Origin of the sequence: Kocuria sp. CH-021, assembly GCF_049716185.1 — a bacterium.
Classification (GTDB): domain Bacteria; phylum Actinomycetota; class Actinomycetes; order Actinomycetales; family Micrococcaceae; genus Kocuria; species Kocuria cellulosilytica.
In genome coordinates, this window is record NZ_JBNAFK010000015.1 from 1 (window position 1) to 12,660 (window position 12,660).

At 74.7% G+C, this 12,660-nt stretch carries 11 protein-coding genes and 1 pseudogene; 6 read left to right on the forward strand and 6 right to left on the reverse strand.

Annotated elements, in window-relative coordinates; all coding sequences use genetic code 11:
• Nucleotides 1–242 (reverse strand): annotated as a pseudogene (locus tag ACPYN7_RS12390) (iron ABC transporter permease); the annotation flags it as partial.
• 13 nt (nt 243–255) lie between these two features.
• On the reverse strand, nt 256–1,365 hold the full coding sequence (locus ACPYN7_RS12395; RefSeq protein ID WP_082696945.1) for an iron-siderophore ABC transporter substrate-binding protein: 1,110 nt from the start codon (nt 1,363–1,365) through the stop codon (nt 256–258).
• 219 nt (nt 1,366–1,584) lie between these two features.
• Here ACPYN7_RS12395 and ACPYN7_RS12400 point away from each other — a divergent pair, with 219 nt between their 5' ends.
• The 6 genes from ACPYN7_RS12400 to ACPYN7_RS12425 all read left to right on the forward strand — a co-directional run bounded on the left by ACPYN7_RS12400 (nt 1,585) and on the right by ACPYN7_RS12425 (nt 8,112).
• Nucleotides 1,585–2,553: an NAD(P)/FAD-dependent oxidoreductase gene (locus tag ACPYN7_RS12400; RefSeq protein WP_058873064.1), complete on the forward strand. Its 969-nt coding sequence runs from the start codon at nt 1,585–1,587 to the stop codon at nt 2,551–2,553.
• A 136-nt stretch (nt 2,554–2,689) separates the two neighbouring features.
• Entirely contained in the window at nt 2,690–3,067 is a 378-nt protein-coding gene (locus ACPYN7_RS12405; RefSeq protein WP_058873065.1) for a TIR domain-containing protein, read from the forward strand.
• Between the two features lie 123 nt (nt 3,068–3,190).
• Nucleotides 3,191–4,288 carry a hypothetical protein gene (locus ACPYN7_RS12410; protein ID WP_058873066.1) on the forward strand — a complete coding sequence of 366 codons (1,098 nt, stop codon included), beginning with the start codon at nt 3,191–3,193 and terminating at the stop codon, nt 4,286–4,288.
• 93 nt (nt 4,289–4,381) lie between these two features.
• Complete coding sequence (locus ACPYN7_RS12415) at nt 4,382–5,389, forward strand: DNA topoisomerase IB (RefSeq protein WP_424347847.1); 1,008 nt, start codon at nt 4,382–4,384, stop codon at nt 5,387–5,389.
• A 165-nt stretch (nt 5,390–5,554) separates the two neighbouring features.
• On the forward strand, nt 5,555–7,063 hold the full coding sequence (locus ACPYN7_RS12420; RefSeq protein WP_424347848.1) for a hemolysin family protein: 1,509 nt from the start codon (nt 5,555–5,557) through the stop codon (nt 7,061–7,063).
• Nucleotides 7,060–8,112 (forward strand): hemolysin family protein, encoded by a 1,053-nt coding sequence (locus ACPYN7_RS12425; RefSeq protein ID WP_424347849.1) that lies wholly within the window; start codon nt 7,060–7,062, stop codon nt 8,110–8,112. Before ACPYN7_RS12420 ends, ACPYN7_RS12425 begins: the two co-directional genes overlap by 4 nt.
• Before the next feature lie 63 nt (nt 8,113–8,175).
• Here ACPYN7_RS12425 and ACPYN7_RS12430 read toward each other — a convergent pair whose 3' ends face one another.
• The 4 genes from ACPYN7_RS12430 to ACPYN7_RS12445 form a co-directional block, all read right to left on the reverse strand.
• Nucleotides 8,176–8,586: a hypothetical protein gene (locus ACPYN7_RS12430; protein ID WP_424347850.1), complete on the reverse strand. Its 411-nt coding sequence runs from the start codon at nt 8,584–8,586 to the stop codon at nt 8,176–8,178.
• Nucleotides 8,587–8,749: 163 nt separating this feature from the next.
• Nucleotides 8,750–9,985 carry an FG-GAP repeat domain-containing protein gene (locus ACPYN7_RS12435; protein WP_424347851.1) on the reverse strand — a complete coding sequence of 412 codons (1,236 nt, stop codon included), beginning with the start codon at nt 9,983–9,985 and terminating at the stop codon, nt 8,750–8,752.
• A gap of 278 nt (nt 9,986–10,263) precedes the next feature.
• Nucleotides 10,264–10,512 (reverse strand): hypothetical protein, encoded by a 249-nt coding sequence (locus ACPYN7_RS12440; protein WP_424347852.1) that lies wholly within the window; start codon nt 10,510–10,512, stop codon nt 10,264–10,266.
• 129 nt (nt 10,513–10,641) lie between these two features.
• Nucleotides 10,642–12,657, reverse strand: coding sequence for a serine hydrolase domain-containing protein (locus ACPYN7_RS12445; protein ID WP_424347853.1), 2,016 nt, complete (start codon nt 12,655–12,657; stop codon nt 10,642–10,644).
• Nucleotides 12,658–12,660: the final 3 nt, after the last annotated feature.

Sequence of the window (12,660 nt, forward strand, 5' to 3'; positions counted from 1 at the left end):
ACGGCGGCGTCGATGCCCAGCCCGGCGGAGACCTGGGACCAGCCGCCCTCGAGCAGGGCCGCGGGCAGCCCGGTGAGCACGGCGAGCACCGTGGCCGGGTCCACCGAGCGGGCCCCCCAGAACAGGGAGGCCGCGGCCGCGGCCGCCAGCAGCAGCACGGCCGCGGACAGGGCGGGGCCCCGGCGCCGCGGTGCGGCGCCGGGGACCTGCCGGGCGGGGGAGGCGGTGCTGGTGGTGCTCACCGGGGCCGCGGTCTCACTCGCCGCCGGCGGCCGCGGCGGCCTCGGCGATGTCCGGGACCACGTTCTCGAGCGCCCACGGGATGCTCAGGGGGGAGGCCGCGGAGACCGAGAGCACCTCCTGCGGATCGGTCTGGAGCACCAGGGCGCCGTCGGCCACGGCCGGGATCCTGCTGAGCAGGGGGTCGTCCTGGATGGTCTCGCGCACGCTCTCGTCCTCGGCCCAGCTGACGAACACGTCCGAGGTCAGCTTGTCGGCCCGCTCGGGGGACCAGGTGACGAAGAACTCGTCCTCCTTGCCCTCGGCGGCCTGCTGGACGGCCTCGGACTGGACCATGCCGAGGGACTCGAGGAACTTCGGGCGGTTGTCCACCGCGGTGTAGGCGAAGATCGGGTCGGCGGCCGCCGGGTCGATGGTGCCGTAGACGAACGAGGTGCCCTCCAGCTCCGGGTACTGCTCGGCGGTGTCGGCGATCTGCTGCTCGACGTCCGCCACGACCTCCGCGGCCCGCTCCTCCCGGCCCAGGGCCTGGCCGATGAGCTCCGTGGAGTCCTGCCAGGAGGTCCCGTAGGCCACGGCGTCCTCGGGGAAGGCGACCACGGGGGCGATCTCGGAGAGCTTGTCGTACTCCTCCTGGGTCAGCCCGGAGTACGCCCCCAGGATGACGTCGGGCTGCAGCGCCGCGATCGCCTCGTAGTTGATCCCGTCCGTCTCGGCGTAGGTCTCCGGGGCCTCGGCGCCGGACTCCTCGAGCGCGGCGTCGAACCAGTCGGTGGACCCGTTCTCGTTGGCGCCGAAGTCCGTGGTGGGCACGCCCACGGGCACCACGCCGAGAGCGGTCGCCACGTCGTGGTTGACCCACGACACCGTGGCCACCCGTTCGGGCGCCTCCTCGATCGTCGTCTCGCCGTACTCGTGCTCCACGGTCCGGGGGAACTCGCCGGTGGCGCCCTCCCCGGACGCGGAGCTGCCCGCGGACTCCCCGCCCGCGGGGCCGGTGGAGCACCCGGTGAGGACCAGGGCGCCCGCCGCCAGCAGGGCGGCCGGGGCGAGGACGCGGGGCGAGGGGCGCGGAGCGGGGAACGGCGTGCGCGGAGCACGGAGGAGCAGAGAGGCCACGGCCACCCTTTCGGAGGTCGACGACAGGGCCGTCGGTGCGGAGCGGGGTGAGGCAAGGGTTGCCTAACCTTCGGAACAGCCATCACCCTAGGTCGTGATCCGGGCAATACGCAACACGAGCATGTGCTAATCCGGCCGGGGTGGCCACCGGGCCGTCTTCCACCCGGTGCGTAGAGTGGGCCGGGCGACCGATGCAGCGTTCCCCCGAGCCGGAGGAGAGAACCCATGACGTCCGACCTCCCGTCCTCCGTCGACGTGCTCGTGGTCGGCGGCGGCCCCGCGGGCCTGTCCGCGGCCACCTGGCTGGGCCGCTACCAGCGCTCCACCGTGGTCGTGGACGCGGGGCAGCAGCGCAACCTGGCCGCCGAGGCCGCCCACGGCCTGCTGGGCAGGGACCCGACCACCCCGGGCGAGCTGCTGGCCGAGGCGCGTGCCGGGCTGGCGCAGTACCCGCAGGTGACGCTCCACCACGGAACGGTCGCCGGCCTGCGCCGGGACGAGGGCCGCCTGTTCCGCGCCGACGTCGACGGCGCGGAGATCGCCGCGGAACGGGTCGTGCTGGCCACCGGGGTCCGCGACCAGGTGCCCGAGATCGCCGGCATCGCCGAGCACTACGGCGTCGACGTGCACCACTGCCCCGCCTGCGACGGGTACACCGCCCGGGGCCAGGTGGTGGTCGTCCTCGGCTCCGGCCGGCACGTGCCGGCCTACGCCGCGGAGCTGCTCGACTGGGCCGACAGCGTGCGGATCGTCACCGGCACCACCGGACCGGCGTTCGACGAGGAGCAGCGCGCGGTCCTGGCCGACCACGGGGCCGAGGTCGTGGACGGGGTCGCCGAGGCGCTGATCGGGGCGCCCGGCGCCCTGGCGGGCGTCCAGCTGGCCGGCGGGGAGCTCGTGGAGGGGGACAAGGTCTTCTTCTCCTACGCGCACCACCCGGGCAACGACCTCGCGCGGCAGCTGGGCTGCGAGCTCGACCACGAGGGGCGCATCGCCGTCGACGGGTTCCAGCTCAGCAGCGTCGACGGGGTCTACGCCGCGGGCGACATCACCGCCGGCCTGCAGCTGGTGCCCATCGCCATCGGCAAGGGGGCGGCCGCCGGGGTGGCGTGCGCCACCTCGCTGCGGGGCCACCCCGGCGCCGGGCCGGCCCCCGCCCCGGCCCCGCCGACCCGCTGGTTCACCGCGCGCTGACGACCTCGCCCCGGCTCCCCGGTTCCACGGCTCCGGCACCTTCGTTAAGGCGTGTGTCCCGGTGCCTGTCCTCCGGACGGCCCCGGAGCATACAGTGCGGTTCTGCATGGATTTCTATTTCGGGGAGTTGACGGCAATGGCGCCGAAGACCGTGTTCCTGGCCTTCGCGGAGCAGGACGAGTTGTTCCGGGACGTGTTCACCGCACAGTGGTCCCGGGCCGGGGACCAGGCGCGGTTCCTGGCCCCGCCCGTGGACGGGGTGTGTCCGCAGCAGTGGCAGCGGGACGTGCGGGAGCGGATCCGCGGCTGCGACGGGGTGATCGCGCTGATCGGCGGGGGCACCTCGGACTCGCCCGCGGCGCGGTGGCAGCTCCGCTGCGCGGTGGCCGAGGGCAAGCCGCTGCTGGGCCTGTGGGTGGAGCCCGAGCACCGGGGCAAGCCCGCCGAGATGGGCCCGGCGCGCTGCGAGAGCTGGACCTGGGAGAACATCGGGGACTTCCTCGACGGCCTCTGACCCGGCGGACGCCGGGACCCGCGGCCGGGCCCGCGGCGCCGGCCGCGGGTCCCGGGGGAGGGCAGAGGTGACCCCGCACCGGCTCGAATGGCGTTTCCGGGCGTCCTGTCCCAGGATTGACCGGTGCCCGACCACCCTTCTGCCGCAGACCCCGCTCCCGGCCACGAGCCCGTGCCCGAGCTGCTGGTCGGCCTCGTCCTCTCGCCCCAGATCGCCGGTGCCCTGCCCCGGGACCTCGCGGCCTCCGTGTCCGGGCCGCTGCACGAACGCTATCCCGGGGTCCGCTGGCGGGTGAGCGCGGTGACCGACCGGCTGGTGGTCCCGCCCGCCGACGGCCTCGACCTGCTCGAGGCGGCGCGCGACCGGATGCTCGACGAGGACTGGGACCTCGTCGTGGTCCTCACGGACGTCCCGCTCAAGGACGGCCGCAGCCCGGTGCTCACGCAGCTGAGCCCCGTGCACGGTGTGGGCCTCCTCGCCGTCCCGGCCCTCGGCGCCCTGCACGTCGGGCAGAAGGTCCGGCAGGCGACCGTGCGGGTGGTCGGCCACCTGCTCGGCCACGACACCGAGGACGCGGGCGACGCCGACGCGCAGGCGGAGCTCGTCCGGCGCGCACGGCAGCGCTCGGAGGACCTCGAGGACCGGCCCGAGGACAACGCCGTGCAGTTCACCGCCCGCGTGCTGGGCGGCAACGTGCGCCTGCTCCTCGGGATGATCCGCGCCAACCGGCCCTGGACCCTGGTGGCGCGGCTGTCCCGGCTCCTCGCCCTGGCCGCGGCCACCGGGGTGCTCACCCTGGTCGCCTCCGACCTGTGGCTGCTCGCCGCCGCCTACGGGCCCTGGCGGCTGGGGCTGCTGGCGCTGCTGTCGATCGCCGCGGTGACCGGCGCGCTCGTCGTCGGCGCCCGGCTGTGGGAGCGCCCGCGCCGGCGGGCCGAGCGGGAGCAGGTGGCCCTGTTCAACCTCGCCACGGCCGCCACCGTGGCCATCGGCGTGTCCGTCTTCTACCTCGCGGTCTTCGCCCTGTCCTGGCTGGGGGCGCTGCTGCTCGTGGACGGGGACGTCTTCGCGGCCGTGATCGGCGCCCCGGCCGGGGCGGTGGAGTACGTCAAGCTCGCGTGGCTGACCGCCACGCTCGCCACCGTGGGCGGCGCCCTCGGCGCCGGGCTCGAGGACGACGACGCCGTGCGCGCCGCCGCGTACACCCGCTCCGAGCCCTGACCGGGGCCGCCGCCGGGCCGCACGACGCGCACCCCGACAGTCAGTAGACTTGGTGTTCCCGGGGTGGTCCCGGAGCCGATCCGGAAGGACACCATGGCCGCCACGCAGCAGAGCCCAGCGAAGACCCGCACGCCCCGCCTGCGGCGCAGCAACTGCCACCGTCCCGGGATCACCCGCCGCGGCCACGGCAAGGGCTTCTCCTACCGGCGCGCCGACGGCACGAAGGTGCAGGAGCCGGCCGAGCTCGAGCGGATCCGGCAGCTGGCGATCCCCCCGGCCTGGAAGGACGTGTGGATCAGCCCCCAGCCCAACGGGCACATCCAGGCCACGGGCGTCGACGACGCCGGGCGGCGCCAGTACCTCTACCACCCGCGCTGGCGGGAGCTGAAGGACCGCGAGAAGTTCGACCGCGTCCTGGACTTCGGCGACACGCTCCCGCAGGCCCGCCCGGCCGTCACCCGGCTGCTGCGCTCCGAGGGCGCCACGGCCGAGAAGGCCTGCGCCGCGGCCTTCCGGCTCATGGACGAGGCCGCCCTGCGCGTCGGCAACGAGGAGTACGCCCAGTCGAACGGCTCCTACGGCGTGACCACCCTGCTGGTCCAGCACGTCCGGGTGGACGGAGCGGACGTGCACCTCGACTTCCCCGGCAAGAGCGGGCACCGCTGGACGCTGAGCCTCCGGGACGCCGACCTCGCCGCCGCGCTCGCGCCCATGCTGGAGCGCGCCCCGGACGAGACCGCGCTCGCCCACCGGGACGAGGACGGGCAGTGGACCGGCATCACCAGCGCCCGGCTCAACGACTTCGTGCGGGACCGGTGCGGCGCCGGCTTCACCGCCAAGGACTTCCGCACCTGGCAGGGAACGGTGACCGCCGCGATGGCGCTCGCCGCCCGCGCCGACACCCGGCCCAGCGAGAGCGCCCGGAAGAAGGCCGTGTCCGCCGCCATGCGGGAGGTCGCCGAGCACCTGGGCAACACGGCCGCCATCGCCCGCAGCTCCTACACGGACCCCCGGGTGATCGACCGGTTCATGGGCGGCGAGACCATCGGCGCCGGCACCTACCGGGCTGCGGAGCGGTCCCTGCGCGCGTTCCTCACCTGACGGCGAGCACCGCACCCCCTGGGCGTGCCGTTATCCTGGGACCATGCCTTCCCACGACTCCCGGCCCCCCGGAGGCGCGCACCGCGCCCCCGCCGGTCCGGACGAAACGGAGCCCCGAAGTACGGGTTCCCCTGACCGCACCGCCCCGTCCGAGGGGAGCGCCGCGTGCTAGAAGCATGGATCCTGCTCGCCGTGGCCGTTCTCCTGGTCCTCGGCAACGCCCTCTTCGTGGCCGTGGAGTTCGCCTTCCTGACCGTCAACCGCAACGAGGTCCGGGCCGCTGAGGAGGCCGGCGACCGGCGGGCCGCCGCCGTCGAGCGGGCCCTGACGAAGACCTCCACCAACCTCTCCGGCGCGCAGCTGGGCATCACGCTCACCAGCCTGATCGTGGGCTTCCTCGCCGGACCCTCGCTGGGCGTCCTCCTGGCGCAGGGGCTGGGCCTCACCGGGCTGTCCCCGGCGGCCGCCACCGGCATCGCCACGACGGCCGCGTTCGTGATCGCCACGTTCACCCAGATGGTCTTCGGCGAGCTCGTGCCGAAGAACTGGGCGATCGCCGAGCCGATGCGCGTGTCCCGGCTCGTGGTCCACCCGCAGCGGATCTTCATGCTGCTGCTGGGCTGGCTGGTGAAGATCCTCAATTCCTCCGCCAACTGGGTGCTCAAGCTGCTCGGGTTCACCCCCACCGAGGAGGTGGCCAGCGCGCGCACGGCCGGGGAGCTGATGGCCGTGGTCTCCCGCTCCGGGGCCGAGGGCACGCTGGACCCCGGCACCGCCGAGCTGGTGGCCCGGTCCATCGAGTTCGGCGACCGCACGGCCGCCGACGTCATGCGCCCGCGCCCGCAGGTCACCTTCCTCGACGACCACACCGTCCAGGACCTCGTGGAGATCTCCGCCGAGACCGGTCACTCCCGCTTCCCGGTGGAGGGCGACTCCGTCGACGACATCGTGGGTGTCGTGCACTTCAAGCACGCCCTCGCGGTGCCGTACGAGGACCGGGGCACGCGCACCGTGCGCGAGATCGCGGTCCCGGCCACGACCGTCTCCGCGTCCATGACCCTGGACCCGCTGCTGCGCGAGCTGCGCAGGCCCGGCCTGCAGCTGGCCGTCGTCGTCGACGAGTACGGGGGGACCGCCGGGATCGTCACCCTCGAGGACCTGATCGAGGAGATCGTGGGGGAGATCGACGACGAGCAGGACGAGACGGTCGCCCGGTACCGCCGCACCCGCGACGGGGCGATCTCCGTGTCCGGGCTGCTGCGTCCCGACGAGCTCGGCGACGTCATGGGCCTCGAGCTGCCCGAGGGGGAGGAGTCCGACACCCTCGGCGGGCTGATGGCGGAGAAGCTCGACCGGCTGCCCCTGGCCGGGGACACGGTCTCGTTCGAGGCCGTCGACCACGTCCACCGCGACGACGACAACCTGCCCACCAGCACCGACGTCACCCTCACCGTGGTCCGGATGGACGGGCACCGGGTGGACCGGATCGTCGTCCGGCGCGGCGACGGCCGCCGGGCCGACACCGGCGCCACGTCCGCCGAGAAGGCCGCCGGGACGTCCGCCGAGAAGGCCGCCGGGACGTCCGCCGAGAAGGCGGCGCAGACCTCCTTCGGGAGGGCCGGCGATGCGGGCGGCTCCACGGCCGCCGACACCGAGGGAGGTGGGTCCCGATGAGCGAGGGCCTCGCCATCCTGTTCCTGGTCCTGCTGCTGGGCGGCAACGCGTTCTTCGTGGCCGCGGAGTTCGCCATGGTCTCCGCCCGCCGCGACCAGATCGAGCCGAGGGCCGCAGCCGGCTCCGGGGCCGCCAGGTCCGCGCTGAAGGGCATCGAGGACGTCTCGACGTCACTGGCCGCCACCCAGCTGGGCATCACCGCCTGCTCCCTGCTGATCGGCGCCGTGGGGGAGCCCGCGATCGCCCACCTCATCGAGGGCCCCATGGCCGACCTCGGGGTGCCCGAGGGGCTCGTGCACCCCGTGGCCCTGGTCATCGCCCTGCTGGTCGTCACCTTCTTCCACATGGTGATCGGGGAGATGGTGCCCAAGAACATGGCCATCGCCAAGCCCGCGGCCTCGGCCCTGCTGCTGGGCCCGGTCCTGCGGGTCTTCGTGCTGGTCTTCCGCCCCTTCATCTGGCTGATGAACCAGTCCGCGAACCTCGTGGTCCGCCACGTGCTCAAGGCCGAACCCCGGGACGAGGTCGCCTCGTCCTTCACCTCGGACGAGGTCGCCGGGTTCGTCGCCGAGTCGGGCCGCGAGGGACTGCTCGACGAGGACGAGATCACCCTGCTCACCGGGGCACTGCAGTTCGAGCACCTCACCGCGGCCGACGTGGCCATCCCCGCGGAGCAGCTGCGCACCGTGCCCCGCTCCGCGACCGTGGCGGAGCTGGAGCAGATCTGCGCGGGCACGGGCTTCTCCCGGTTCCCCGTCCGGGCGGACGACGGGACGCTGGTGGGCTACGTCCACGCCAAGGACCTGCTCGGGACCCCGGCGGAGCGCCGCCACGCCCCCGTCCCACAGGAGGCGGTCCGGCGGCTCGGCACGGTTCCCGCCGGCGCCAAGCTGCAGCAGGTCGTGCGCGCCATGCAGCAGCGCAACGCCCACCTGGCCCTCGTCGAAGGACAGGGGTCGACGGCCGGGGCCGCCTCCGTCGTCGCGCTCGAGGACGTCCTCGAGGAGCTGGTCGGGGAGGTCCGGGACGCGACCAGCCGCCCGTCCTGAGCCGGCTCCGGCGGCGTGGGGCCCTCGAGGCCGCCGCGCCGCCGGACCGGCCGGGGCGGGAGCCTACTCGACGACGGTGACGGTGGCCTCGGTGAGATAGGGCTCGGTCTCGCGGTTGACGAGATGGTTGGCGGTCTCCTCGTCGGTGAGCCGCATCAGCCGGTCGCGGTCGCCGGGTTCGCTGAACAGGTCGCCCGCCTCGACGGTGCCGGTGGCCTCGACCTCGTCGCCGGGGCGCAGATCGGCGGGCATCTCCGTCACGAAGACCACCGTCTGCTCGTCGCCCATGGTCAGGAACTCCTCGCCGTAGATCTCCTCCACCTCGTTGGTCAGGGTGATCTCCTGCCCGACCAGCTCCTCGGTGGAGACCTCCGACTGGTCCAGCTGGGTCAGGCGGGTCTCGTCCTGGCAGGCGGTCAGCAGCAGCGCCCCGGCCAGGCCGGCCGCGGCGAGGGTCATGGTGCGTCGGGTCATCAGCGTGCTCCTCGGTGTTCGGGTGGGACGTGCTCCGGTCTGAGTGCATCGATCTGGGACCACCCACCCTAGCCGCCGGAGCCTCCCGGCGACACGGTGGCGACCGCCGTCCCCGGCGCCCAGGGCCGGGCCGGAACCGGACCGGCGGACTCCGCCGGGAGCGTCAGGACAGCTCCACGGAGGTGGCCGAGTAGCCGAAGCCGACGACGTCGTCGCGGCCGTCGCCGTTCACGTCCCCGAGCAGGCGCGGGAACCGCGCCGGGTCCCAGCCGGCCGACCAGCCGAAGGCGGTGGACGTCAGCTCGGGCCCGAAGAAGGCGTTGTCGTCCCCGTAGGCCACGTGCACACCCGCGTTGCCGAATCCGACCACGTCCAGGATCCCGTCGCCGTTGATGTCCGCGAGGTCCCGGGGGTGCCGGTCGGTGCGCCAGCCCTGCGCGATGCCGAAGTCGGCGAGCTCGAGGGTGACCGGGAGGTACTTCGGCTCGCCCGGGGCGTAGGGCCGGGAGTAGGCGGCGAGGACGCCGCGGTGGCCGAACCCGACGACGTCCGGGGCGAGGTGCCCGCTGACGTTGCCGACGTCCCGGGGGTGCTGGTCGACCCGCCAGCCCTGGGCGTATCCGAAGTCGCGGACCTCCAGGGCGGGCTGGGTGAACGTGTCGCCCAGCGCCGAGAAGTAGGAGACGTACGTGCCGGCGTCCCCGAGGCCGACGATGTCGGCCGTTCCGTTCTCGTCCATGTCGGCGAGCATCCGCGGGTGCCGGTCGACCCGCCAGCCACGGTCCCAGCCGTAGCTGTCGATCCGCTTGCCGGTGCCGAAGAAGGTGCGGTCCGACCGGCCGTGCGAGATCGTCACGCCGGAGTACCCGAAGCCGACGACGTCCGCCGCGCCGTCCCCGACGAGGTCGGCCAGCTCGCGGACGTGCTGGTCGACCCGCCAGCCCTGGTTCCAGCCGAACTCCCGAACCGTCAGCGTCGGCGCCGTGAAGCTGCCGTCCGGCTGCGCGTAGGCGACGAGCACCCCGGCGTCGCCGAAGCCGACGAGATCGGCGCGGCCGTCGCCGTCGACGTCGGCGACCTGCCGCGGGTGCCGGTCGGTGCGCCAGCCCTGCGCGGTGCCGAAGTCGCGGACCCTCAGGACCGGCGCGGTGAAGGTGCCGTCGGCCCGGCCGTGGGCGACGAAGACGCCGGGGTCGCCGAAGGCCACCACATCGGCGCGTCCGTCCCCGTCGACGTCGGCGAGCTCGCGCACGTGCTGGTCGACCCGCCAGCCGTCGACGTAGGAGAGGAATCCCTGGGTGGACACGGCGTGGGCCGGTCCGGCGAGGGCGATGCCGGTGGCGGCCAGTGCCGTCGCGGAGACCCCGGTGAGCAGACGGGTCATCGGTGAGCGTTTCATGGTGGAACCTCCAGGTTCCGGAAGCGGAGAACGCGGTCCGGATCGCCGGACCTCGGGTGGGAGCCGGTCGACCCCCACCGACCGGCGTCTGGCCGTGGGCTCGGCCGGGGTCCCGGGACCGTGGTCCACCGGTGACCGCTTCCCGCCGAGCGGACGGAACTGCTGGTGGGACCAGTCTAGATCCGCGCGTGTGCCATGGCTAAGTGCTCTCCGCTCCGTGCCGAATCGTTATCCCGGACCCCGTGCCCGCCCTCTGCCCGGACCGGCTTCCGGGCCGTTCAGCGGCGGATGCCGCGCCGGAAGTACAGGACCGGTCCCACGAAGTTGATCGCGATGATCGCCGCCCACTTCCCCTTGCCGCCGTTGACCTCCTCCGCGGGGCGCAGAGCGAGGTCCGCCCAGGCGGTGGCGGCCAGCGAGACCTGCACGGAGGCCAGCGTCAGCAGCGCGGTCTGCTGCCCCGGCGTGAGGTCCTTCCACTGGATGCTCTTCCGGCCGGTGCGCCTTCTCGTTCCGGTGCGCGTCATGGTCGTCCTCCCGGTGCTCGGGGACCCGGTGGTCCCGGCGGCCGCTCCGTGGGCGGCCCGTGGCTCTCATGCTGGTGCGGGCGCCGCCGGCAGTCAACGCCCGCCTCCCGCGCCGGTGCCCGGCGCCGCTCAGACGCTGATGTCGGGCCACAGGACGCGGAAGGCCACCGTGTAGCCGGCGACCCAGGCGAGGGCCAGGACCAGCAGCGCGGCCCCGGCCACGGCGACCACCCCGCGGCGGTGCCGGATCGCGCCCGCCAGGTGCAGGGCGGCGGGCACCACGCCCAGGACGCCGAGCAGCAGGAGCGCCTGCCCCAGGCGGGTGAGGGGCCGCAGCAGGGACAGGTCCGGCTGGACGCTCGCGGCGAAGAGGACCAGCCCCGCGAGCACGGCCGCCGGGGCCGCGAAGGCCAGCCGCCGCACCCGCCGGGCCCGGGCGCCGGTCCCCGGCGGACCCCACCGCCGGCGCCGCCGCAGCCGGTTCACCGGCCAGGCGACCAGGGCCAGGACGAGGACCAGCAGCGCCGCGAGCAGCAGCAGGTGGGGCACGAACAGGCCGTGCCAGGCGCTCACCCTGCCCTCGGTGCGGTAGGCGACCAGCGCGACGTCCCGGACGGTGCCGTCGTCGCCGGTCCGCGCCGCGAGGGTGGCCGTGCCCCCGGGCTCCCGCCACAGCCACGGCTCGACCTCGCGCATCGTGGTGGCGGGAGCGGCCAGGGACCCGACGCGGATCGTCCCGTCCGGGCCGGCGCGCACCGTGGTGATCCCCAGCGCCCCCACCAGCGCCGCGGCGCTGGACTCCGCCCGCCGTTCGCTGCGGTAGTGGCCGGCCACGGCGGCGGTCCGCTCCTCGGTGCCGCGCGGGGGCGCGGGCTCCTCCCGGGCGGGCGGGGCGACGTAGCGGCGGGCGAACTGCTCGACCAGCTGCTGCCGCAGCACCGCGGTGCTGAGCGCGCGCACCCCGTTGCCGTTGACGGAGACGAACAGGCCCGTGTCCGCGTCGGGGAACAGGGCCAGCTCGCTGTGGAACAGGTTCGTGTCGCCGCCGTGGGAGAGCACCCGCTGCCCCCGCACCTCGTGGCCGCGGAAGCCCAGGGACATCTGCTCGGCGGCACCGAGCCCGCCGAGGGACGCGGGCGGCAGTGCCGGGGCGTGCATGGCCGCCATCGCCTCCGGGCCGAGGACGGCGTCGGGGCCGTGGCCGAGGTGCAGGTTCAGGAACGCGGCCAGGTCCCGCGCGGTGCTGCTCACGGACCCCGCGGGCGGCACGGAGATGTGCTCGAAGGGCGCGGCCGCAGTCTCCGGGGCGGGGAAGCCGCCGGCCAGCCGGCCGGCGAGCGCCGCCGGCAGCGGCTGCTCGGCGGTGCTGGAGGTCATGCCCAGCGGCTCGAGGACCTCCCGGCGCACGTACTCCTCGAAGGGGACGCCGGTGACCTGCTGGACGACGTAGCCGGCCAGGGCCAGGCCGTAGTTGGAGTACGCCGGGGTGGTGCCCGGCGCGAAGATCTGCGCCGGCGGGTCCTCGGCCAGCTCGGTGTGCAGGTCACGGACCTTCCCGGGGTCCGGGGTGATGAGGTGGTCCACGCGCTCCTCGAAGCCGGCGGTGTGGCTGAGCAGGTGCCGCAGCGTCACCGTCCCCCGGGGGAGCTCGAGCGGGAAGTCGAGGTGCTCGCGGACGTCGGCGTCCAGGTCCAGGGCACCGCGCTCCACCTGCTGCAGCACGGCCGTGGCGGTGAAGAGCTTGGTCAGCGACCCGATCCGGAACAGGTGGTGCCCGGGGTCCACCGGGGTGGCGCCCGGCACGGGCCGGGGACGGTCCGCCGCGCCGAACCCGCGCAGCGCCACGATCTCGCCGCCGGAGACGACCGCCACCGTCGCCCCCGGGAGCCGCTCGGCGTCCAGGAGAGCCGGGACCAGGCCGTCGAGCCACGGGCCGACGTCCTCGGCGGTCAGCTCCCGCACGCCCTGCTCCTCCTGGCCTCCGCGCTCCGGCGCGGCGGCGGAGGGCGCCACCGGGTGCGCGAGCAGCAGCAGCGCCACGAGGAGCAGAGCGAGCAGCGCCCCCTGCGCCCGCGGGGGCGCCGCGGGGAACGGCGGCGGTGCCGGGAACCGGTGCACGCGCATGAGCCCATCCTGCTCCTCCACCGG